Source organism: Nonomuraea sp. NPDC050451, from assembly GCF_044458585.1.
The window spans coordinates 75,950-98,446 of the sequence record NZ_JBITHZ010000009.1 but is presented as its reverse complement, the minus strand read 5'-3'; the positions used below and the strand labels follow the sequence as shown (position 1 = coordinate 98,446).

The 22,497-nt window shown below is 71.5% G+C and carries 22 protein-coding genes; 9 read left to right on the top strand and 13 right to left on the bottom strand.

Annotation, left to right across the window (positions count from 1 at the left end; all coding sequences use genetic code 11):
• Window positions 1-3 precede the first annotated feature (3 nt).
• On the bottom strand, window positions 4-258 hold the full coding sequence (locus ACIBI9_RS27280) for a signal peptidase I (protein ID WP_397225578.1): 255 nt from the start codon (window positions 256-258) through the stop codon (window positions 4-6).
• 170 nt (window positions 259-428) lie between these two features.
• Between ACIBI9_RS27280 and ACIBI9_RS27275 the strand changes: the two genes are divergently transcribed.
• The 3 genes from ACIBI9_RS27275 to ACIBI9_RS27265 all read left to right on the top strand — a co-directional run bounded on the left by ACIBI9_RS27275 (window position 429) and on the right by ACIBI9_RS27265 (window position 3,305).
• Window positions 429-1,148 (top strand): class I SAM-dependent methyltransferase, encoded by a 720-nt coding sequence (locus ACIBI9_RS27275; protein WP_397225576.1) that lies wholly within the window; start codon window positions 429-431, stop codon window positions 1,146-1,148.
• Between the two features lie 70 nt (window positions 1,149-1,218).
• Entirely contained in the window at window positions 1,219-2,433 is a 1,215-nt protein-coding gene (gene cysC / locus ACIBI9_RS27270; RefSeq protein ID WP_397225574.1) for an adenylyl-sulfate kinase, read from the top strand.
• Entirely contained in the window at window positions 2,430-3,305 is an 876-nt protein-coding gene (locus ACIBI9_RS27265) for a sulfite exporter TauE/SafE family protein (protein ID WP_397225572.1), read from the top strand. Before cysC ends, ACIBI9_RS27265 begins: the two co-directional genes overlap by 4 nt.
• Here the strand turns inward: ACIBI9_RS27265 and ACIBI9_RS27260 are convergent.
• Entirely contained in the window at window positions 3,250-4,260 is a 1,011-nt protein-coding gene (locus tag ACIBI9_RS27260) for a glycoside hydrolase family 26 protein (RefSeq protein ID WP_397226067.1), read from the bottom strand. The two genes, ACIBI9_RS27265 and ACIBI9_RS27260, sit on opposite strands and share 56 nt — an antisense overlap.
• A 323-nt stretch (window positions 4,261-4,583) precedes the next feature.
• On the opposite strand from ACIBI9_RS27260, the gene ACIBI9_RS27255 reads away from it, so the two are divergent.
• From ACIBI9_RS27255 to ACIBI9_RS27230, 6 genes are read left to right on the top strand one after another with little or no spacing between them, the layout of a single operon-like run.
• Window positions 4,584-5,855: a Wzz/FepE/Etk N-terminal domain-containing protein gene (locus ACIBI9_RS27255; RefSeq protein WP_397225570.1), complete on the top strand. Its 1,272-nt coding sequence runs from the start codon at window positions 4,584-4,586 to the stop codon at window positions 5,853-5,855.
• A complete protein-coding gene (locus ACIBI9_RS27250) occupies window positions 5,852-7,132 on the top strand; it encodes a hypothetical protein (RefSeq protein ID WP_397225568.1) in 1,281 nt (426 codons plus the stop codon). Before ACIBI9_RS27255 ends, ACIBI9_RS27250 begins: the two co-directional genes overlap by 4 nt.
• Window positions 7,129-8,025: a hypothetical protein gene (locus ACIBI9_RS27245; RefSeq protein ID WP_397225566.1), complete on the top strand. Its 897-nt coding sequence runs from the start codon at window positions 7,129-7,131 to the stop codon at window positions 8,023-8,025. The genes ACIBI9_RS27250 and ACIBI9_RS27245 overlap by 4 nt, the downstream gene beginning before the upstream one ends.
• Before the next feature lie 5 nt (window positions 8,026-8,030).
• Window positions 8,031-8,876, top strand: a complete 846-nt coding sequence (locus ACIBI9_RS27240) for a sulfotransferase (RefSeq protein WP_397226065.1) — start codon at window positions 8,031-8,033, stop codon at window positions 8,874-8,876.
• Entirely contained in the window at window positions 8,873-10,129 is a 1,257-nt protein-coding gene (locus ACIBI9_RS27235) for a lipopolysaccharide biosynthesis protein (RefSeq protein ID WP_397225564.1), read from the top strand. Before ACIBI9_RS27240 ends, ACIBI9_RS27235 begins: the two co-directional genes overlap by 4 nt.
• A complete protein-coding gene (locus tag ACIBI9_RS27230; RefSeq protein WP_397225562.1) occupies window positions 10,126-11,016 on the top strand; it encodes a sulfotransferase in 891 nt (296 codons plus the stop codon). The genes ACIBI9_RS27235 and ACIBI9_RS27230 overlap by 4 nt, the downstream gene beginning before the upstream one ends.
• On the opposite strand, the gene ACIBI9_RS27225 is transcribed toward ACIBI9_RS27230, so the two are convergent.
• From ACIBI9_RS27225 to glmU, 11 genes are all read right to left on the bottom strand, one after another.
• On the bottom strand, window positions 11,006-12,076 hold the full coding sequence (locus ACIBI9_RS27225; protein ID WP_397225560.1) for a WecB/TagA/CpsF family glycosyltransferase: 1,071 nt from the start codon (window positions 12,074-12,076) through the stop codon (window positions 11,006-11,008). The two genes, ACIBI9_RS27230 and ACIBI9_RS27225, sit on opposite strands and share 11 nt — an antisense overlap.
• The gene (locus ACIBI9_RS27220; RefSeq protein ID WP_397225558.1) at window positions 12,073-12,954 is read right to left on the bottom strand and encodes a glycosyltransferase family 2 protein; all 882 of its coding nucleotides are present in this window, start codon (window positions 12,952-12,954) and stop codon (window positions 12,073-12,075) included. Before ACIBI9_RS27220 ends, ACIBI9_RS27225 begins: the two co-directional genes overlap by 4 nt.
• Window positions 12,951-13,847, bottom strand: coding sequence for a sulfotransferase (locus ACIBI9_RS27215; protein ID WP_397225556.1), 897 nt, complete (start codon window positions 13,845-13,847; stop codon window positions 12,951-12,953). Before ACIBI9_RS27215 ends, ACIBI9_RS27220 begins: the two co-directional genes overlap by 4 nt.
• Before the next feature lie 88 nt (window positions 13,848-13,935).
• Window positions 13,936-15,198, bottom strand: a complete 1,263-nt coding sequence (gene cysN, locus ACIBI9_RS27210) for a sulfate adenylyltransferase subunit CysN (protein WP_397225554.1) — start codon at window positions 15,196-15,198, stop codon at window positions 13,936-13,938.
• Complete coding sequence (gene cysD, locus ACIBI9_RS27205) at window positions 15,198-16,112, bottom strand: sulfate adenylyltransferase subunit CysD (RefSeq protein ID WP_364844712.1); 915 nt, start codon at window positions 16,110-16,112, stop codon at window positions 15,198-15,200. Before cysD ends, cysN begins: the two co-directional genes overlap by 1 nt.
• A gap of 19 nt (window positions 16,113-16,131) precedes the next feature.
• Window positions 16,132-16,971, bottom strand: coding sequence for a 3'(2'),5'-bisphosphate nucleotidase CysQ (locus ACIBI9_RS27200; RefSeq protein WP_397225551.1), 840 nt, complete (start codon window positions 16,969-16,971; stop codon window positions 16,132-16,134).
• Window positions 16,971-18,410 (bottom strand): sugar transferase, encoded by a 1,440-nt coding sequence (locus ACIBI9_RS27195; protein WP_397225549.1) that lies wholly within the window; start codon window positions 18,408-18,410, stop codon window positions 16,971-16,973. Before ACIBI9_RS27195 ends, ACIBI9_RS27200 begins: the two co-directional genes overlap by 1 nt.
• Window positions 18,411-18,518: 108 nt before the next feature.
• Window positions 18,519-19,103 (bottom strand): aminoacyl-tRNA hydrolase, encoded by a 585-nt coding sequence (gene pth, locus ACIBI9_RS27190; RefSeq protein ID WP_394496191.1) that lies wholly within the window; start codon window positions 19,101-19,103, stop codon window positions 18,519-18,521.
• Between the two features lie 63 nt (window positions 19,104-19,166).
• On the bottom strand, window positions 19,167-19,784 hold the full coding sequence (locus ACIBI9_RS27185; protein ID WP_397225547.1) for a 50S ribosomal protein L25/general stress protein Ctc: 618 nt from the start codon (window positions 19,782-19,784) through the stop codon (window positions 19,167-19,169).
• Between the two features lie 165 nt (window positions 19,785-19,949).
• A complete protein-coding gene (locus ACIBI9_RS27180) occupies window positions 19,950-20,927 on the bottom strand; it encodes a ribose-phosphate diphosphokinase (RefSeq protein WP_364844727.1) in 978 nt (325 codons plus the stop codon).
• Window positions 20,924-22,375, bottom strand: a complete 1,452-nt coding sequence (gene glmU, locus ACIBI9_RS27175; RefSeq protein ID WP_397225545.1) for a bifunctional UDP-N-acetylglucosamine diphosphorylase/glucosamine-1-phosphate N-acetyltransferase GlmU — start codon at window positions 22,373-22,375, stop codon at window positions 20,924-20,926. Before glmU ends, ACIBI9_RS27180 begins: the two co-directional genes overlap by 4 nt.
• Window positions 22,376-22,497: the final 122 nt, after the last annotated feature.

Here is a 22,497-nt window from a genome sequence, read left to right as displayed (position 1 = left end):
CGATCATTTGGCCCGGTAACCAGGCACGGAGGGCCAGCGGACGGTGAGCACGGTCGAGGCCTCCTCCGCGCGCCACGAATGGTCGACGCCCTTGCCCCAGACCACGTAGTCACCCGGCTCGGCCAGCAGCACGCTGCGGCCCGGCAGCTCCACCCGGAACCGGCCGCTGATAAGCACCAGCAGGGCCGTGCGCGCCTCCCCCTTGACCCACTCCGCGCGCTCCTCGCCGGGCGCGTGGACACCCCATTTGATCTCCACGTCGTCACTGTGCCTTGGGTCGCCGAGGGGTTTGAAATGACCCAGGAGCCAGCCCCGGTCCATGGCCGCATCGACGCCCGCATTTCCTACGTAAACCTCGCCGTTCACGGGGAAGGATGCTAGCGAGGAAATGGCTCACTGAAACCGTTCGAGTGATTACTGTAGGTGACATGTCTGAGGTGCGATCGGTCGCCCAGCGGGGCGACCTCTTCGGTCAACGGGTCCGCGAGCACTGGTCCGGGCTGCCCGGCAGGCGGCTCGACGTGCTGGTCGCCGGGTGCGCGCACGACGAGCCGCTCGACCTGGGCGAGATCGAGACGAGGGCCACCGGGGCCGACGAGGAGATCCCGGCGATCAGGGCAGTGCTCGGGGAGCGCGCCGACCTGGTGTCGTGGTCGCTGGGCGACCTGCGCTGCGTGCCGCTGCCGCCCAGGTCGTACGACGTGATCCAGCTGTCCTTCCTGCTGGAGCGCATCAAGCATTCGGAGCTGGTGTTCGACCGGCTGCTGCAGTCCCTGCGCCCGGGCGGCCTGGTGCTGCTGCGGATGCGCGACCGCCGCTCCGCCTACGGGCTGCTCGACCGGATCACGCCGTCGCTGGTGCGCCGCATGTTCTGGCGCATGCTCGTGACGCCCGGCACCCCGGGCCCGCTGCCCAGCGTGTACGAGCCGCTGGCGTCGAGCGACGGCATCTACGCCTTCTGCCTCAGCCGCGGCCTCATGATCACCGACGACGAGCGCAACACCAGCGGCCCGGCCCGCCGGCGCAGGCTCACCGTCGCCGCGGTGGCGCTGGCGTCCAAGCTGAGCAACGGCCGCTACCCTGCCACCCACGACGAGATCACCATGGTGATCAGGAAGCCGCAGCACCACTTCGCCCGGGTCCTCTAGCGGCAGACTTGCATCAATCGGTAGACTCCATCCCTACCAATTCAATCGGAATAGTTGGGATGTTGGAGCCGTGGAGTGGACCCCCGATGCGCGCGAGCTGGCCGACCTCGAGCTGCTGCTCTCAGGTGCCTTCGAGTCGCTGACCGGGTTCCTGGGCCACGATGACCTGCACTCGGTGCACGAGCGGGGCACGCTCGCCGACGGCACGCCGTGGCCCGCGCCCGTCACGCTCCACGTGTCCGCCGACCTCTCACCCGGCGACGAGGTAACGCTGCTCGACCCCGAGGGCCTGCCGCTGGCCGCCCTCACGGTGGCCGCCCAGGAGCCCGACGGACTGACCTCGGGGCCGGTCAAGGGCCTCGGCACGCCCGAGCACGGCCCGTTCGCGCGCCTGCGGCGTACTCCGGCCGAGGTCAAGGCCGAGCTCGGCGGGCGTCCCGCGCTGGCCGTCACCATGCGGGGGCCTCTCGACGACCTCTCCGAGATCGTCGCCACCGCCAAGGAGCTCGACGCGCTGATCGTGCTGCTCCCCCTCTCGTACGGCGAGCCGGGCCCCGCGGTCGTACGCGCCGCGCTCCGGGCCAAGGAGAAGCTGCCGGAGGACACGATCGTCGTCTCCGTGCCCCTGGCGCCCCGCGAGGAGCCCGAGATCGACCTGGAGCTGCGCGAGCACGTCGCCACCGCCTACGGCGCCGCCGAGCACCTGGCCGGCCCCGACCCCGTGCACATCCCCGGCCCGCCGCACCGCCGCGGCCTCGTGGTCTTCTTCACCGGCCTGTCCGGCTCGGGCAAGTCCACGATCGCCCGCGGCCTGCGCGACGCGCTGCTGGAGCTCGGCAGCCGCACGGTGACCTACCTCGACGGCGACGTCGTACGCCACCTGCTGTCCAAGGGCCTGACGTTCTCCAAGGCCGACCGCGACCTGAACATCCGCCGCATCGGCTTCGTCGCCGCCGAGGCCGCCCGCCACGGCGGCCTGGCCATCTGCGCGCCCATCGCCCCCTATGCGGCCACCCGCGAGGAGGTGCGCGAGATGGTCGAGTCGGTCGGGGCCGACTTCCTGCTCGTGCACGTCGCGACGCCGCTGGAGGAGTGCGAGCGGCGCGACCGCAAGGGCCTGTACGCCAAGGCGCGCGCCGGCCTCATCCCCGAGTTCACCGGCGTCTCCGACCCCTACGAGGAGCCGGACGACGCCGAGCTGGTCATCGACACCACGCACGTTTCGATCGACGCGGCCGTCTCCCAGGTCCTGGGGACGCTGCGGTCTGGAGGCTGGGTTCGTTGATCGACTTCCCCCTGATCCTCGGGTCCTTCCTCGTCGCGATCGTGGTCGGGCTGACCGGGATGGGCGGCGGGGCGCTCATGACGCCGATGATGATGCTGTTCTTCAACGTCCCGCCGCTGGCCGCGGTCTCCAGCGACCTGGTCGCCTCGGCCGTCATGAAGCCGGTCGGCAGCTTCGTGCACCTGCGCCGGGGCACGGTCAACCTGCGCCTGGTCGGCTGGCTGTGCGCGGGCTCGGTGCCGGCCGCCTTCTGCGGGGTGTTCCTGGCCCGCGCGTTCGCGGTCACCGACGCGGTCAAGTACGCGCTCGGCGTGGCGCTCCTGCTGGCCGTCGCCGGCATGGCGCTCAAGAGCTGGCTCGGCGCGCGGGGAGGCACGTCGAGCGCCCATGAGATCGTCGTGCGCCCAATTCCGACCCTACTGGTCGGTACGGTGGGCGGACTGGTCGTGGGTGTCTCGTCCGTCGGATCCGGATCGCTGATCATCGTGGCCCTGCTCGTCCTCTACCCGGCGCTCAAGGCCAACCAGCTCGTCGGCACCGACCTCGTCCAGGCCGTACCGCTGGTGGCCTCCGCCGCGCTCGGGCACCTGCTGTTCGGCGACTTCCAGCTGGACCTCACGCTGTCGCTGCTCATCGGCTCGATCCCGGGCGTCTACCTCGGCGCCCGGATCTCCTCGCGCGCCCCCGGCGGCCTGATCCGGGCGCTGCTGGCCATCGTCCTGCTCGCCTCCGCGCTCAAACTGCTCAACGTGAGCAACACCCTCACCATCTGGGCCCTCGTCACCGCCGCGGCGGTGACGGTCGCGGGATGGCGGGTCAGGGCCTCGGGACGGGCGTCGAGCGAAAATAAGGATCTCGCGCGAGCTCGGTGAACGCGTGGTCGGCCCCCGAGCCGGTGTCGAAGCTGGTGTCGCCGCGCGGCGCCTGCGGCGAGTCGAAGTACAGCAGCGCCTTGATCTGCGGATATCGCTTGATCTGCCGCCGCACCGACTCGTAGAACGCCCGCTTGAATCCCCGGTCGTCCCTCCGCTCGAACACCCCCCACTCGGCCACCATGACCGGCTTGCCGGGGAAGCGCGCCTGCATCCACCGGTAGAACCCCGGCCAGTCCGGATATTCCTTGCGGGTCTTGTTCACCAGCCCCTCGAAGTCCTCGACCCGGCCGTCGGCGTACGGGTCCATGCCGACCCAGTCGACCACGTCGTCACCCGGGTAGAGGTCCTCGAACCACGGCTCCGCCGCCCAGTTGGGCGCCCCCATGTACGTCATGACCATGACGGCGTTCTTCACCCCCTCGGCCCGCAGCCTGGCCACGACGTGCCGGAACATGGCCGCGTAGTCGGTGGCCTGCATGCCCGAGCCCGACGACTCGTCCACGTCGTTCTCCGGCTCGTGGTGGAGGGTGAGGAAGAACCGCTCGGGGAAGGTGCGCCTGAGGTATCCGGCCAGCCGGTCGATCCGGGCGTCGAGCTCCCCGCCGGCGATCTCGGCCCAGGTGTGGTCGAGCGAGGGCTTCCAGTTGACCATGAGCAGCCGGGGCCTGGCCGGGTCGCGGGCCAGCCTGATCTCGGCGGGCGTGGGGAACAGCTCGCTGCCCCGGTGGTAGACGTGGACCACGTCGGCGGCGGCGCCCATGCGCGACTCGGCGCTGTGCAGGGCCTGGTCCAGCGGGGCCCCGGTGAAGACCTCCGGCGCGATGCCCCACCAGGCGCCGCAGGACGGGATGAGCCTGGAGGTGGCCGTGCAGGAGGGCGAGCCCGAGGCTTCCTTGATCGCTACGGGCGCGCGGGCGTTGGAGCCCTCCGCCGTGGAACAGGCGGCGAGCATCGCGATCACGGCCAGAATGAGCGCCGCGTTGGTGGTGTTGTGAGAAATTCCCCGTAGCTGCAAAGCCTTTCAACCCCCTCGTCGAACGACCCCCGCCTATCAAACCGGATCCTTGCCATGCCGTTCCGGGAACTTCAGCAAGTGTGCCGGGTCTCACCAGCTCGCGATGGGTATATGGCCCAAGGAATTTTCCGGACATTTCCTTTTATAGCTGCCTTTACCTTGTGCCATTCTGCAGAAAATCTTGGGTATTAGGCTTGGCTGATAATCGTCCGCCCTATAGTGGGCGCACATCTCGACGCAATTCCAGGAGACCCTCCCCAATGAGCTCCGGCACGGACCTGGACGAGCACCTCTCACTGCTGCGCAGGCGATGGTTGCTGCTGGTGGGCTGCGTCGTGTTCGGCGGCACCGCCGGCCTCGCGCTCATGCGGCTCACGCCGCCCGCCTACACCGCGACCACGCAGGTGCTCGTCATGCCGATCGGCCCGCAGGAGCCGGCCAACCAGGTGACCAGCCGCCAGCGCGAGGCGCTCAACCTCGACACCGAGGCCCAGGTCGCGCAGTCCGCCGTGGTCGCGGCGCGGGCGGCCAGGACGCTGCGGGTCGAGACCCCGGAGCCCGTCGAGGTCTCGGTGCCGCCCAACTCGGCGGTGCTGTGGATCTCGGTGACGGCCGCCGACGCCGGGGGCGCCGCGGCCCAGTCCCGCGCGTACGCCCAGGCGTACCTGGCCAACCGCCGCGAGAGCGCGCTGGCCGCGCTGACCGCCCAGCAGCAGGTGGTGCTGGGCAAGCTCAAGCAGGTCAACACCGCGCTCGACGCGGTGATCAAGCAGCTCGCCGGGCTGTCCAAGGGCACTCCCGAGCACACGATCGCCACCCAGCGGGAGAGCGTGCTCAACCGGCAGGCCGCCGGGCTCGCGCTGCGCTACGACGCGCTCAGGACGGTCGCGGTGACCCCCGGCACGGTCATCAGCCAGGCCGCCCCGCCGACCGCGCCCAGCTCGCCCAGTCTGCCCCTCTACCTCGGCACCGGCCTCATGGCCGGGCTGCTCGTAGGCTCGGCCGCCGCCTACGCCCGTGACCGGCTCGACCGGCGGCTGCGCACGGTCGCCGACGTCGAGCGGCTGACCGGCCTGCCCGTGCTGGGCGACCTGTCGAGCCCGCGCGAGCCCGGCGTGGCCCACGAGCTGGCCTGCGCCGCGGTGGCCGCGTGTCCAGGCAAGCGGCTGCTGGTCCGGATCCTGCCGCCCGACCTGGAGGAGTCCGGCGACCCGGTGGCCGTCAACATGCCTCTGACCGTGCTCGACGGCTCCGACGTGCGCGACCTGTCCAGGGCGGACGCGGCACTGCTGCTGGTGGGGCTCGGCCGGACCACCTCCGTCCGCGTCGCGGCGGCCGTACGGCAGCTCGCCAGGCACGACGTGCCCGTCATCGGCGTGGTGACGGTGACCGACGCGCTGCCGTCGTTCGTGCCGCTGCTGGAGCCGCGCACGCACACCCCGCTCGGCAAGCTCGTCGCCACGGGCGAGCTGGACATGGGCGAGACCACGCCCATGCCCATGCACCCGCGGCGCCCCGGCCAGCCGACGTGAGCAGGGCCGCGTGGCCGATCGCGGCGCTGCTCGTCGGCTATCCGGTGTGGTGGGCGCTGGGGTTCGGCGGGCTGTCGGTGATCGTGGTGGCGGTGCCGATGGCGGTGGTGCTGTGGCGGCGCCGGCCGATCAGGGTGCCGCGCGGGTTCGGGCTGTGGCTGCTGCTGCTCGCCGGCTACCTGGTGAGCGGGCTCATGCTGTCGGAGATGCCGCCGGGCACGTACGGCGAGATCGGGCCCGGCCGGATCGTCGGCTACGCCATGCGGCTTGCGCTCTACACCGCCATCCTGATCATGGTGCTCTACCTGGGCAATCTCACCGAGCGCGAGCTGCCGCAGCTGCGCCTGGTGCGGATGCTCGGCGTGCTGTTCGTCACGACGGTCGCAGGCGGGCTGCTCGGCGTGTTCGTCCCCTCGTTCGCGTTCACCTCGCCGGTGGAGCTGCTGCTGCCCGACTGGGTGGGCTCCAACTCGTTCGTGCAGAACCTCATCCACCCCACCGCCGCCCAGACGCAGAAGGTGCTGGGCTTCGCCTCCCCCAGGCCGGAGGCGCCGTTCGAGTGGGCCAACGCGTGGGGCAGCAACCTGTCGGTGCTGCTGGTGTGGTTCGTGGTCGGGTGGTGGGTGTACGGGGGGCGGCGGCGGAAGGTCTTCGTGGCCGCCGTGGTAGCCCTGGCCGCGATCCCCGTCGTCTACTCGCTCAACCGCGGCCTGTGGATCGGGCTCGGCCTGGCCGTCGCGTACCTGATCGTACGGGTGCGGGGCCGGACCAGGGTGGCGCTCTGCGGGGTCGTCGCGGTGGCGGCGGCGGCTTTCGCGCTGAGCCCGCTCGCGCCGCTGGTCGCGCAGCGGCTGGACCGGCCGCACTCCAACGACATCAGGGCCTTCACCGTGACGGCCACCGTCGCGGCCGCCGGCCACTCGCCGCTCATCGGGTACGGCAACACGCGCAACGCCATGGGCAACCATCGCACGATCACCACGGGCCGCACCCAGTGGTGCGAGGGCTGCGGGCACCCGCCGCTGGGCAGCGACGGCCAGCTCTGGCTGCTGATCATCACGCAGGGGTTCACCGGGGCCGTGCTCTACGTGGCGTTCTTCGTGGGCGCGATCCGCCGCCACTGGGCCGACCGCAGCCCGGTCGGGCTGGCCGGGGTGCTGGTGATGGGGCTGGTGCTGCTCTACATGTTCGTCTACGACGGCCTGGTCACCCCGCTCAGCCTCTATCTCATCTCGTTCGCCCTGCTGTGGCGCAACAGCCGAGGGGAAGTCACGTGAAGGACGCCGCCATCCGGCTCGGCTATCTCGAGAAGACCGTGCGGCTGCTGTATCCGGGGTCGGGGTCGCCCCGGGCGTACACCGTGCTGCCGCACTCCGCCGTGCCCCGGCGGATGGTGCCGCGCCGCTGGTGGCACCCCTGGTCCCGGATCGTCGTCCCGAGCGAGGGGTCCATCGCCACCTACCTGGGCGAGGTCTTCGGACAGTCCGTAGAGACCGTCCTGCACGTGCGGCCGGCCGCGCGGGCCAACCGCAAGCCCGTCCTGGAGGCCCGCTCGGGCGGGCGGCTGCTGGCGTTCGTGAAGATCGGCGACAGCGCCCGGGCGCGAGCGCTGATCAGCGCCGAGGCGGCGACCCTGTGCAGGCTGGCCGGGCTGGCGCTGGACACGGTGGTCCCGCCCGCCGTGCTGCACCACGGCAGCTGGCGGGGGCTGGCGGTGCTGGCGCTGTCGCCGCTGCCGGTGCGGCGCGGCCGGGTGCCGCGGCCGCTGCTGCTCGACGCGGTCAGGGAGATCGCCGCCACCGGAGGGCCGTCCACGGCCTGGCACGGGGATCTCGCGCCCTGGAACATGTGCCCGTCCCCCGACGGCCGGCTGCTGGTGTGGGACTGGGAGCGGTACGAGGTCGGCGTCCCCTACGGCTTCGACGCCGTCCACTACTTCTTCCAGCGGGCCCTGCGCAGGATGTCCCCGCCGGTCGCGGCGCGGGCGTGCGTGGCGCGGGCCGCCCGCGAGCTGGCGCCCCTGGGGGTATCGGCCGCGGTGGCCAAGCAGACCGCGCTGCACTATCTCATCGCGCTGGCCGACCGGCACGCCGCCGACGGGCACGCGCCGCTCGGGCCGCCGGAGACCTGGCTCAACCCGGCCGTCGACCACGAGGAGCTGCTCACGTGAAGACCATGAAGCGGTCTGTGCTGTCGCTGTCACGCGCCACGGGCAGGATCACGTCGGGGGCCCGGGTGCTGCCGTCGTTCCTGATCGCGGGGGCGCAGCGGTGCGGCACGACCTCGCTGTACCGTGCGCTGGCCCAGCATCCGCTGCTGCTCAAGCCGGTGCTGCACAAGGGGGTGCACTACTTCGACGTCGGCTACGCGCGAGGACTGCACTGGTACCAGGCGCACTTCCCGCTGCGGATGAGCGCCGGGCTGGTCGAGCACCGGTACGGCTCGCGGGCGCTGGCGTTCGAGTCGTCCCCCTATTACGTGTTCCATCCGCTGGCCAGGGAGCGGATCGCGGCCGACCTGCCCGGGGTGCGGCTGATCGTGCTGGTACGCGATCCGGTCGCGCGGGCCTGCTCGGCCCACGCCCACGAGCTGGCCAGGGGCTACGAGACGGAGTCGCTGTTCGAGCACGCGATCGAGCTGGAGCCCGAGCGGCTGGCGGGGGCCGAGGAGGCCATGCGCGAGTCGCCCTTCTCCCTGCACCACTCCCATCGCCACCACGCGTACATGGCCCGTGGACGCTACGCCGACCAGCTCGACCGGCTGGAGACCCTGGTCGGTCGCGAGCGGATCCTGGTGCTCGACAGCCATCGGTTCTTCGCCGAGCCGGAGACCGCGTACGACCAGGTGCTGGCGTTCCTGGGCGTGCCGCATCTGGGCTATCCGTCGTTCGAGCGGCACAACGGGCGCCCCCTGCCGCGGCCGGTGCCCCGGGTGCTGGCGCGGAAGCTGCGCGACCACTTCGAGCCGTACGACGCCCGGCTGGTGCGGTGGCTGGGCGGTGAGCCTTCGTGGCGGCGATGACCGCCGTCGCGGACCGGCGGCTGCGGCGCGGCGGGATCGCGGGGGTGCTGGGGGCGGGCTGCGGCGCGGTCGCGCAGTTCGTGCTCGTGATGGTGGTGACCAGGGCGTTCAGTCCGGCCGACGCCGGGGCGTTCTTCACGGTCACCGCGATGGCCCTCATGGCGGCGGGGATCGCCAAGCTGGACGCGGGGAACGGGCTCGTGTTCTTCATCGCGCGGGCGAAGACCTACGACTACCTCGGCATATCCGGATATATCCGGGCGGCTCTCGTGCCCTGTGCGGTGGCCTCCTGCGTCGCGGGGGTCGTGCTGTACCCGCGGCTGGGCCCGGTCGCCGCGATCCTGCCCGTCATGGTGGTGGGGGACGTGCTGCTGGCCGCCACCCGGGGGTTCGGAGCCATGCGGCCCACCGTGCTCGTGGACGGGCTGCTGGTGCCGTTCTCGCAGCTCGCGCTGGTCACCTGCGCCGCGCTGGCGGGGGCGGTCTCGTGGCTGCCGGTGGCGTGGGGGGCGCCGTACGCGCTGGCGGCGGTCATCGCCTGGGCGGGGCTGCGGGGGCGGGTGCCGCGGACCCCGTACCTGCCCGGGACGGCTCGCGACCTGTGGCGGCACACGGCTCCCCGGTCGGTCGCGGGGGCGATCCAGGCGGTGTTCCAGCGGCTGGACATCGTGGTCGTCGCGCTGCTCGGCGGGCCCGCGCAGGCCGCCGTCTACACGGCCGCCACCCGGTTCAAGGTGGTCGGGCAGCTCGCGAACCAGGGGCTGGCGCAGGCCGTACAGGCTCGGCTGGTGAGCGCGCTCGCGGACGGCGAGCGGGCGCGGGCCGGTGAGCTCTACCAGACCGCCACGATCTGGCTGGTGCTGCTGACGTGGCCGGTGTGGCTGGCGTACGCGGCGCTGGCGCCGTGGCTGCTGCGGCTCTTCGGCCCCACGTACGGGTCCGCGGTCCCGGTGGCGCTCGTGCTGGCGGGCACCATGATGGTGGCGACGGCCTGCGGGATGGTCGACGTCGTGCTGACGGCCGCCGGGCACACGGGCACGAGCCTGCTCAACCTGGTGGCGGCGCTCACCTGCACGGTGGCGCTGGACGTGGCCCTCATTCCTGTGCACGGCGCGCTCGGGGCGGTCATCGGCTGGTCGGGCGGCGTGCTCGTCAAGAACCTCCTCCCGCTGTGGCAACTGCACCGCCGCTACGGCCTGCACCCCTTCGGCCGCCACACCCTGCCTGCTCTCCGCGGCGGGAGAGTGGCGTGAGAGCGCCGGTCCTGGTGACCGGGTTGCCGAGAAGTGGTACGAGCTGGACCGGCAAGATGCTCGCCGCCGGCGGCGACCTGGTCTACGTCAACGAGCCGCTCAACCCGCAGCACCCGCCCGGCCGCTGCCCGGGAGTGCTCAGGGCCACCGTGACCCACCGGTTCCAGTACATCTGCGACGACAACGCCGCCGACTGGCTGCCCGCCTTCCGCGACACGGTGGCCCTGCGCTACCGCTGGTTCTCCGAGCTGCGCGCGAACCGCTCCCCGTACGACCTGGCCCGCCTGCTGCGCTACGGCACCGCCTTCGGTTTCGGCCGCCTGGCGGGCCGCCGGGCGCTGCTGGACGACCCGTTCGCGGTGCTGAGCGCGGGCTGGTTCGCCGCTTCCCTGGGCTGCCGGGTGATCGCGCTGGTGCGGGATCCGGTGTCGTTCGTGGCGAGCTGGCAGCGGCTCGGATGGACGGTCTACTTCCACGAGCTGCTCGAACAACCGCTCCTCGTCCGCGACCACCCCGAGCTGCTGGAGCTGCGCGCGCTCGTCGATTCCCAGGACCGCGTCGCCAAGGCGGCCGCGCTGTGGCGGGCGACCCGCGCGATCCTGGACCGCACACCCGGCGTCCGCGTCACCTCGTACGAGTCGCTGGCCGCCGACCCGCTGACCGGCTTCCGCGGCCTGTACGCCTACGCCGGCCTGCCATGGACGCCCGCGGCCGAACGCCGCATCACGCGGGCCTGCACGGGCCCCTCCGGGGCGGGCACGGGGTTCGCCTGGTCGGGCCTGTCCCGCACGGCCTACCGCCCCATGGACTCCCGCCGCGCGCTCGACGACGCCGCCCGAGGGCTCAGCTCGCAGGACGCCGCCCGGGTCCGCGCCCTCACCTCATGAGGCGCGAGACCAGGCAGCTTCCCAGCAGCCGTACGGCGAACGGCAGGTCGTCGACCAGATAGCGGCGCGCCAGCCGCCCCGGCTCGCAGCCCAGCCGGTACGCCCACTCCAGCCCGGCCCTGCGCATCCACTCCGGCGCCCTGGAGACCGTGCCGGCGGCGAACGCGATCGCCGCCCCGCACCCCACGAACCACGCCTCCGGCAGCTCCTCCCTCAGGTCGGCGATGAGCCGGTCCTGCCGGGGGAACCCGAGCCCGACGAACACCACCCTCGGCCGGGCGGCGGCCACCATCCTCCGGACGCGCGCGCTTCCCTCGGGAGTGGTGTCGAAGTGGTACGGCGGCGCGTGGACCCCGCACACCTGCAGCCTGGGGTGGCAGCTCGTGAGCTCCTTGGCGGCCCTGCGCGCCACGCCAGGGGGGCCGCCCAACAGGTAGACGGGCCAGCCCCGGCGGGCGGCGAGCTTGCTGAGCGACCAGATGAGGTCCGCGCCCGTGACCCGCTCCGGCACCGGGGTGCCGAGCAGCCTGGCCGCCCACACCAGCGGCATCCCGTCGGTCACCGCCAGCTCGGCGGTGCACACGAGCTCCCGGAGGGCGGGGTCGGTGGCGGCGGCGCGGCAGATGTCGACGTTCGGGGTGACGATCCGGCCGCCCCGGCCGGCCTCCAGCTCGGCCTCCACCCACCGGACCACCTCGTCCTCGGTGAGCGCGTCCACGCCGATCCCACCCACCCGCACCCGCTCCCACCAGCGGCCGGGCACCACCCGCAGCCCTTCACCGCCGGTCACCCACCCGCTCGCCCGACGCACCTCGACCTGCACCCCCGCTCGTCCCTCGGACGCGGCACCCGCCTGCCGTCCCTCGGCCTGCCCCGCCGTCCGCTCCCCCGCGCGTCCCTCGGGTGGCGCGGCCGATGGCGGGCCACCGACGGGCGGCCCGTCGGGGAGCGGTGGGTCGCAGGGCGGCCCGTCGAGGGGTGTGGGGGTGGCGTCCTGGGGTGGGGCCTCGGGGAGGCGTTGGAGCGGGACGTGTGGAGTGGTGGTCTCGGAGCGAGTCAAATGCCGTGCCCCCTACGGTGAAGGGCGGAAAGAACCGCCGTCGCGGAGATGAGGCCGGCCGCCACCGCCAGGGCGATCGGGGCGCGTGGCTCCCCGGCCCGGGCCCCCATGGCGCGCAGGGCCCAGCGGGCGGCCTCGCGGCGGTGGCCGAGCGCCGCGTGGCCGAAGGCCAGCTGGCCGTAGACCCGTGCCGCGCCGCGCGGGTCCACGGCCAGTTCGGGGTGCCGGGCGAGCATCCAGTCGAGCCCGGCAATGCGGTCCGCCCATCGGGCGACATAGTGGGATCCGCCCCAGCGCACCCGGACGAGCGGGCGGTCCACATGGGTGATCGGCCGGCGTCCGGCGGCGCGCAGGGCCAGGTCCCAGTCCTCGTTCTGGCCGTTGGGGGCGCTCTCGTCCACCCGCAGCGCACCGCGCTCGAACAGGAACGTCGACGAGTGCACCATCACCATGCGCGAGCGGACCAGATCGTCGGTCGTCACCGTGTCGCATCCGGCCAGGCGGGCCACGCGGCGCTGCCCGTACTCCACCTCGATGCCGCAGCTCGCGAACTCGCCGCCGCGCTCGCCGAGCGCCCGCGTCTGGGCGGCGAGCTTGCCGGGCAGCCACACGTCGTCGTCGTCGCAGAAGGCGACGAGGTCGGTGTCGCAGGCCGCGATGCCGGTGTTGCGGGCGCCGGGAAGGCCCGGGGTGAGCGTGTTCGGCAGGACGCGTACGGGGGCCGGCACCTCGATGTCCCCAGGGGCGGCGCCGTCGGCGACCACCACCACGGACAGGCGCCCTGGATAGTCCTGGGCCAGCGCCGACTCCACCGCCTCGCGCAACTGCGCCGGGCGGTCGCCCCGGGTCGGGATCACCACGCCTACCGAGGGGGTCATGCGAGCCCCCGGTAGCCGTAGCGGGCCCTGAGCGGCCAGGTGAGGGCGTTGACCACCCGGCGGTCGCCGTCACGAAGGCCCGTCACCCACGCGTCGTCCCGGCGCAGCTCGATCCGCCCCACGTGGAAGCGCATCGGATTGCCGGACGCGGTGTGGGAGGGGCCGAGCCAGGCCGTGCGGCCCTCCAGGAACGGCAGCTCCGGCTCCGCCAGGCCGAGCCCGAGCGCCAGGGAGGTGAGCGTGGGCCCGGGCGCGGCGAGGAGGTCCTCGTAGCGGACCCTGGTGACGCGGGCCCCGCGCCCCGGCAGGAGCTCGAGCGCGGCGTTCTGGGCCGTCCAGTGGACGGCCGTGTGGGCGGGCCGCCACCGGGTCATGGGCTGCCCGTCCTCGGGGCGCCGCACCGTCCTGGCCCAGGAGTGGGCGACGGCGCGCGGGTCCCTGACCACGTGGACGATCCGTACGTCCACCCCGGCGGCCACCAGGCAGCAGGCCAGCGACGCGTGCTTGCTGGAGTCGATCACGACCGGCGCGCCCGCGGCCTCGTACAGGAGCCGGTACGCCTGCACGTACTCGGCCAGGTCGGGATGCGCGATCCGCGCGATCCTGCGCGTGCGGTCGACCCGGCGCCGCAGCGTCAGGACCTTGCCCGCCAGCGCCTGGCTCCACCCGCCGAACGCCCGCTCCCCCACCTGCCGCCAGAAGGGACAGTCGGGAAAGGCCACGCCGCACCCGCAGAGCTCCCCCGCGAGCACGCCCCTTTCCCAGAGGTGCACGACCTCGCCGAGCGCGACCACACCCGGCAGCTCGCCCAGGAGCCGCTCGAGCAGTGTGGTGCCACTGCGCCCGAGGCCGCCCAGGTAGATGACCCGGGTGGTGCTTTCGCGGTCGGTCACGAAAAAGGGCCTTCGCGTCGTGAACACGGAACGCGAAGACCCTATCGCGGAGAGTAATCAGGGGTCGGCGAACCCCTGAAAGATCTACCTAGCGGGCGTCGATGACCATGCCGGCGCCGACGGTGCCGTTCGTGGCCTCGTCCACGAGGATGAAGCCGCCGGTGAGCCTGTTGCGGGCGTAGTCGTCCACGAACAGCGGCTGGGTGATCCGCAGCGACACCCGCCCGATCTCGTTGAGGCCGAGGGAGGTCGCCTCCTCGTCGCGGTGCAGGGTGTTGACGTCGAGCCGGTAGTGCAGGTCGCGCACCATGGCGCGGGCCGTACGGGTGGTGTGCTTGATCGTCAGCTTGGAGCGCGGCGTCAGCTTGAGGCCGTCGGCCATCCAGCAGACCATCGCCTCCAGCTCCTGCGCCACCTGCGGCTGGTTGTTGGGCCGGGCGATCATGTCGCCGCGCGAGATGTCGAGGTCGTCCTCGAAGCGCAGCGTCACCGACATGGGCGGGAACGCCTCCTCCACCGGCCCGTCGTAGGTGTCGATCGAGGCGATGCGGGTCGTGAGCCCGGACGGCAGGTGCACCACCTCGTCGCCGGGCTTCAGCACGCCGCCCGCCACCTGGCCCGCGTAGCCGCGGTAGTCGTGGAAGGCCTGATCAGTGGCCCGCTGCGGGCGGATCACGTACTGGACGGGGAAGCGCACGTCGACCAGGTTGCGGTCGGAGGCGATGTGGACGTTCTCCAGGTGGTGCAGCAGCGACGTGCCGAGGTACCACGGCATGTTCTCGGAGCGCGAGACCACGTTGTCGCCGTTGAGCGCGGAGATCGGGATGAAGGTGAGGTCGGACACGTTCAGCTTGGACGCGAACGCCGTGAACTCCTCCCTGATCTCCTCGAACCGCTCCTGCGAGTAGCCCACCAGGTCCATCTTGTTGACGGCCAGCACCAGGTGGGGCACCCGCAGCAGCGTGGTCAGGAACGCGTGCCGCCGCGACTGCTCCAGCACGCCCTTGCGGGCGTCGATGAGGATGATCGCCAGGTCGGCCGTGGAGGCGCCGGTGACCATGTTGCGGGTGTACTGGATGTGGCCGGGCGTGTCGGCGATGATGAACTTCCGCCGGGGCGTCGCGAAATAGCGGTACGCCACGTCGATCGTGATGCCCTGCTCCCGCTCGGCCCGCAGGCCGTCGGTCAGCAGCGACAGATCGGTGTATTCGGTGCCCCGGTCGCGCGAGGTGCGCTCGACCGCCTCCAGCTGGTCCTCGAAGATCGCCTTGGAGTCGTAGAGCAACCGTCCGATGAGGGTGGACTTGCCGTCATCGACGCTTCCCGCCGTGGCAAAGCGAAGAATGTCCATTAGAAGTAGCCTTCCCTCTTACGGTCCTCCATCGCTGCCTCGGACGAGCGGTCGTCGGCCCTGGTGGCCCCGCGCTCGGTGATCCGGGTGGCCGCGATCTCCTCGATGATCTCCTCGACCGTGGCGGCCGTGGACTGCACGGCGCCCGTGCACGTCATGTCGCCCACGGTGCGGTAGCGCACCACGGCCTCGAACAGCGGCTCGTCCTCGCCCCGCTGGACGACGTCGGAGTCGGGCAGCAGCATGCCGTCGCGCTCGAACACCTTGCGGGTGTGGGCGAAGTAGATGGAGGGGATCTCGATGCCCTCGCGCCTGATGTAGTCCCAGACGTCGAGCTCGGTCCAGTTGGACAGCGGGAAGACGCGGATGTGCTCGCCCTTGCGGATGCGCGAGTTGTAGAGGTTCCACAGCTCGGGGCGCTGGTTCTTCGGGTCCCACTGGCCGAAGTCGTCGCGGAAGGAGAAGACCCGCTCCTTGGCGCGGGCCTTCTCCTCGTCGCGGCGTGCGCCGCCGAAGACCGCGTCGAACTCGTGCTCCTCGATCGCGTCGAGCAGCGTGGTGGTCTGCAGGCGGTTGCGCGAGGCGCGCCGCCCGGTCTCCTCGACCACGCGTCCGGCGTCGATGGAGTCCTGCACGCTGGCCACGATCAGCCGCGCGCCCAGCTCCGCGGAGCGGCGGTCGCGGAAGTCGATGACCTCGTCGAAGTTGTGGCCGGTGTCGACGTGCATGAGCGGGAACGGGATGGCCGCGGGCCAGAACGCCTTCTCCGCGATGCGGAGCATGACGATCGAGTCCTTGCCTCCGGAGAAGAGCAGACAGGGACGCTCGAACTCGGCCGCCACTTCGCGCATGATGTGAATGGCTTCGGCCTCGAGCACGTCGAGCTGCGACGTCGTGTAGTCGCGCTGGAGCATGGGAGCTTCCTCCGGCGGTTTAGCGGTGCAGGTCCCGAATCCCGCTGAGCAGCGATGTCGCTAGCTCAGGTAGGGAAACCAGGATATCCGGTAGTGACGGGTCGGCTTGGTTGTAGGTCAGCTCAGAGCCGTCGATCCGGCTCGCGTGGGCCCCGGCAGCCTGGGCGACGGCGACCGGCGCGGCGGAATCCCACTCGTACTGGCCCCCGGCGTGTACGTACGCCTCGACCTCGCCGGTGAGCACCGCCGAGATCTTCGCCCCCGCGGACCCGATGGGGACCAGGTCGGCTCCGACGAGGTAGGCCAGCCTGCGCACGAACTCCGGCGGCCGCGTGCGGCTCACCGCGATGCGGAAGCGCCCCCCGTCGAAGGAGGGCGGCTTGGGCGGCTCCGCGGTGGTCAGGGTGCGGCCCTGGGCGGGCAGCGCCACGGCGCCCGCGGTCAGCCTCCCGCCCTCCCACAGCGCCACGTGCACGGCCCAGTCGGACCGGCCTTCCGCTGCGCTTATGGTCGCGCTCCCTTCGGCCCCGTCTTGGTTACGCAAGCTGCCGCTTCCGGGGCCGGCTCGCCGCTCCGAGAACTCGCGGGTGCCGTCGAGCGGGTCCACGATCCAGACGCGGGACGCGCTGAGCCGTCGCGGGTCGAGCCGCTCCTCGCGGGTGGCCTCCTCCGACAGCACGCTGTCGCTGGGACGGAGCCTGGCCAGCGACTCCATGAGGAAGACGTGGGAGGCCCGGTCGCCCTCCGCGCGCAGGGCGGAGGAATCGTCGAACCCGGTGCGCTCGCGAATGCGCAGCAGCCGCTCACCCGCCTCGGTGGCCAGATCAGCGGCAAGTGAGTGGTCGTCGCGAATCGTCATCAATAAGCTCCTTGCCCGCGGGCGACGGCCGACCAAGTCTTCCACAGGATCTGGAGGTCGAGCGTGAGGGACCAGTTCTCCACGTAACGCAGGTCGAGGCGTACGGATTCCTCCCACGATAGGTCAGATCTACCACTGACCTGCCACAGGCCCGTCATCCCGGGGCGTACGAGGAGCCGTCTGCGCACGTCGTCGCCGTAGCGCGCCACCTCCTCCGGCAGCGGCGGCCGGGGCCCGACGAGCGACATGTGGCCGAGCAGGACGTTGATGAGCTGCGGCAGCTCGTCCAGCGAGGTGCGGCGCATCCGCGTGCCGAGCGGCGTGACCCGGGGATCGTTCCTGATCTTGAAGAGCACGCTGTCGCGGTCGCTGACCAAGGTGATCTTCTGCTGCTCGGAGCCGCGCCGCATGGTGCGGAACTTCAGGATCGTGAACAGCTTCCCGTCCCTGCCGACCCTGGTCTGCCGGAACAGCGCGGGCCCGGGGCTCGTCACGCGTACGGCCACCGCCAGGCCCACCAGCAGCGGCGCGAGCAGCACCAGCAGCGCGACGGCGACCAGCCGGTCGAAGATGTTCTTGACCAGTTTCCTGGCCCCGCCCAGCTCGGGGTGCTCCACGTGCAGGAGCGGCAGCCCGGCGGCCGGTCTGATCATGGTGCGCGGGCCCGCCACGTCCATCAGCGCCGGGGCGACCACCAGCTCGGTATGGGTGCGCTCCAGCCGCCAGGCCAGCCGCCGCAGCGCCTGCCCGTCCATCTCGGGACAGGCCAGCACCGCCACGGTGTCGGCGCGGAACTGGTCGACCACGATCGGCACGTCGCTGAGGTCGCCGGCGACGGGCACCTCGCCCACGAAGTCGCCCGGAATGCCGCCCGGCAGGCAGGCGGCCACGACGTCCATGCCGTGGTAGCGCTCCTTCTGGAACAGCCGCACCAGCTCCTCGACGGACGCCGCGTGCCCGACGGCGACCACCTTGCGCATGCACTCGCCCGCCGCCCTGCGCCGGTGCAAGGAGCGGCGCAGGGCGTACCTGAGGAGCAGGGTGAGCAGCGTGACCAGCGGCAGCGCGAGCACGACGTAGCCCCGGGCGACGTCGGTCTTGGTCAGGTAGGAGCCGATGGCGGTGGCCGCGGTCAGCGCGACTCCCGACTGCACGACCCGGCGGAACTCCTCGGAGCCGACGCCGAGCATGCGCGGCTCGTACGCGCGGTTGAGCGCCACCGCGAACGCCCACACCACCGGTAGGGCCAGGCTGACCAGCAGGTACGGCAGCACGTACGGCGTGAGCTCGCCGAAGCGCACGTAGAAGGCGAGCCCGGACCCCGCCCAGGCCCCGCAGAGGTCGCCAAGCACCGCGCGGAAGCGATAGGAGCGGACCCAGGTAGGCGTGCGCGGGCTGACTCGCCAGGAGGCCACATGGCCCGGTCCGACGACGGCCATGAAGCCCTCACCCCGCACGCATGCCTCCAGGTGACCATTCCTGAACGGACAGTCACAGATGGTAGCTGCGAGAGAGGCAGAGAACCGGCGAACGGACCTATGTGGCGATCAGCGTGGAGGGCCCGAGATATGCAGATCAGACCGGTGGAAGTCGTTCTGGGTGACTTCCAGGCCGCGGGCCATCAGCGACTCCACGACGTCGGCCGCCCGGTCCACGAGGAAGGGCAGGTCCTTGCGCTCCATGGTGGCGAAGTCCCGCAGCACGAAGGAGGCGGGGTCCATACGCCCGGGCGGGCGCCCGATGCCGAAGCGGACCCGCAGGTAGTCGCGGGTGCCGAGGACCTTGGTGATCGACTTGAGGCCGTTGTGGCCGTTGTCGCCGCCGCCGAGCTTGGCCCTGAGGGCGCCGTACGGCACGTCGAGCTCGTCGTGGACGACGATCAGCCGCTCCGGGCCGATCTTGTAGAAGTCGGAGAGCGCCTTGACGGGCCCGCCGGAGAGGTTCATGTAGGTGAGGGGCTTGGCCAGGATGGCGGTGCTGGTCTCGCACACCTCGGCCCTGCTCTTGTGCGCCTTGAACCGCCCACCGGCCCTGGCGGCGAGCTCGTCGAGCACCATGAAGCCCGCGTTGTGCCGGTTGCCCGCGTATTCGGGCCCCGGATTGCCCAGGCCGGCGATCAGCCAGCGATCCATCTGCACCCCTTACAGCGGAACGGGGCGGCTCGAGTCCGGCCGCCCCGTTCACGAATCGGACCGTTACTCGGCGGAAGCCTCTGCGGTCTCGGCGGCCTCGGCGACCGCACCCTCGGCGGCCTCCTCGCCCTCCGCCGGCGCCTCGACCGGCTTGGCGCTCACCTGGAGCACGACAGCCTCGGGGTCGGCGGCCAGCGTGGCGCCCTTCGGCAGCACAAGCTGCCCGGCCGTGATGGCGGTGCCGACCTCCAGGCCCTCGACGTCGACCTCGACGCCGGTCGGGATGTGGGTGGCCTCGGCCTCGACGGCGATGGCGACGAGCTGCTGGTCGAGCAGGCCGTCGGTGTGGACGTCGCCGACCGTGGTGACCGGGATCTCGACCGTGACCTTCTCGCCGCGCTTGACCAGCAGCAGGTCGACGTGCTCGACGAAGCCCTTGATCGGGTCGCGCTGCACGCCCTTGGGCAGGGCCAGCTCGTCGACGCCCTCACCCTTGAGGCGGATCAGCACGTTGGGCGTGCGGAGCGCGAGGAGCACCTCGTGGCCGGGCAGGGTCAGGTGCTTGGGGTCGATGCCGTGGCCGTAGAGAACGGCGGGCACCTTGTCGGCGCGGCGGATCTTGCGAGCGGCGCCCTTGCCGAACGCGGTGCGGGGCTCGGCGGCGATACGTACTTCGGACATGACATCTCCTAGGGATGCTTGGGTCGGTGGGTGTCGGCGCTCTCCCTCACCCGCCCTAGCGGAAGGCGTTACGAGCGCAACCGTGCCAGTCTACAGCGCTGTCTGCCGAGCTCCGCTCGGAAGGCTGTGATGGATGTCCTCGCTTCGCTGCGGATCCATCACAGCTCACGTATCACCCTCGAACAAGCTCGTGACCGAGCCGTCCTGGAAGACCTCGGTGATCGCGCGGGCGATGAGCGGCGCGATCGACAGCACCGTCAGCTTGTCGAACCTGTTGGCCTCGGCCAGCGGCAGCGTGTTGGTGACGATGACCTCGGAGATCCGGGAGTTCTTCAGCCGGTCGACGGCCGGGTCGGAGAAGACCGCGTGGGTGGCGGCGGTGATCACGTTGGTGGCGCCCTGCTCGTAGAGGGCGTCGGCGGCCTTGCAGATGGTGCCCGCGGTATCGATCATGTCGTCGATCAGCACGCAGGTGCGGCCGCGGACCCGTCCGACGACCTCGCTGACCTTCACCTGGTTGGCCACGTCGAGGTCGCGGCGCTTGTGGATGAACGCCAGCGGCGTGCCGAGCGTGTCGGCCCAGCGCTCCGACAGCCGGACGCGGCCGGTGTCGGGCGAGACGACGGTGGTGTTCTCCAGGTCGAGCTTGTTCTTGAGGTAGCTCTCCAGCACCGGCATCGCGAACAGGTGGTCGACCGGACCGTCGAAGAAGCCCTGGATCTGCGAGGTGTGCAGGTCGATCGACATCAGCCGGTCGGCGCCCGCGGTCTTGAACATGTCGGCCATCAGCCGGGCCGTGATGGGCTCGCGACCCCGGCCCTTCTTGTCCTGGCGGGCGTAGCCGTAGAACGGCATGACCACGGTGATGCGCTTGGCGGAGGCCCGCTTCAGCGCGTCGACCATGATCAGCTGTTCCATGATCCACTTGTTGATGGGTGCGGTGTGGCTCTGGATGACGAAGGCGTCGCAGCCGCGTACGGACTCCAGATAGCGGGCGTAGATCTCGCCGTTGGCGAAGTCGATCAGCTTGGTGGGGGTAAGAGAGACGCCGACGTGCTGAGCCACCTCCTCGGCGAGCTCAGGGTAGGCCCGGCCGGAGAAGAGCATGAGGTTCTTCTCGCCTGGCTGTTTGATGCTGCTCACTTGCCACTCTCCTGCTGCTCTTGCTCGGCCAGCGCCCGCTGGGCGGCCGCGGCCGACTTCGTGCCCGCGCGCCTGCGCAAGACCCATTTCTCGATGTTGCGCTGTCGCGCACGCGCCACGCCGATGGCGCCGGGGGGCACGTCGTCGACGATCACCGAGCCCGCCGCCGTGTAGGCCCCGTCATTGACCGTGACCGGGGCGACGAGCATGGTGTCGCAGCCGACGAACACACCGTCGCGAATGGTCGTCTGGTGCTTGTTGACCCCGTCGTAGTTGACGAAGACGGTGGAGGCGCCGATGTTGACGTCGTCGCCGATCGTGGCGTCTCCCGCGTATGACAGGTGCGGCACCTTGGAGCGCTCGCCGACCTTGGTGTTCTTCATCTCGACGAACGTGCCGGCCTTGGACTTGCGGCCGAGCACCGTGCCGGGGCGGAGGTAGGCGTAGGGGCCGACGTTGACCTCGGGGCCGATGTCGGCGCTGTCGCAGACGGCGTTGCGCACGACGGCGCCTTCGCCGACGCGGGTGTCGGTCAGCGTGGTGGCGGGGCCGACCTCGGCACCGGTCTCGATCACGGTGTCACCGTGGAGCTGGGTGCCGGGGTGGATGACCGCGTCGGGCGCGATCCGCACACCGACGTCGATCCAGGTGCTGCCGGGGTCGATGATCGTCACCCCGGCGCGCATGTGGTCTTCGAGCAGGCGCTGGTTGAGCACCTTGCGGGCGGCGGCGAGCTGCACGCGGTCGTTGACGCCCTCCACCTCGGCGAAGTCGCCGGCGACGCAGGCGCCGACCCGGTGGCCGTCGCCGCGCAGGATGGACAGGACGTCGGTGAGGTATTCCTCGCCCTGGGCGTTGTCGGTGGACACGCGCTTGACGGCGTCGGCGAGCAGCGAGCCGTCGAAGGCGTAGATCCCGGAGTTCATCTCCGTGATGGCGCGCTGCTCGGGGCTGGCGTCCTTCTCCTCGACGATCTCCAGCACGGCGCCGCTCTCGTCGCGGATGATCCGCCCGTAGCCGGTCGGATCGGGCACGTTGGCCGTCAGCACGGTGACCGCGTTGCCCTCGCTCTCGTGCCGTTCGAGCAGCTCGGCTAGGGTCTGCGGGCGCATGAGCGGTACGTCCCCGTACGTGACCAGCACAGTGCCGGAGATCACGCCGACCTCTTCGAGCACGGTGCGGACCGCGTGGCCGGTGCCACGCTGCTCACGCTGGACGACGGCGCGCGCGTCGGGACTGGTGGCGGCCAGGTGGCCGCCGACCTGCTCCAGCGCGTGGCCGATGACGACGATCAGCTGCTCGGGACCGAGGTCTCGGGCGGCTGCGAGCATGTGGTCGACCAGCGCACGGCCACATAGCTCGTGCAGGACCTTGGGGGTCTGGCTCTTCATCCGGGTGCCCTCGCCGGCGGCGAGGACGATGACGGCTGCCGGGCGCGGCACACTCACGGACTGCGGCTCCCTGTGACTGGACGGATCAGGGCAATTTGGTACGTCTACCGCACCGCTACCCTCCCGACACCGTGAGGATACCTGGCCGCACCCCGAACATTCGCGCCGGGGGAGCAGGT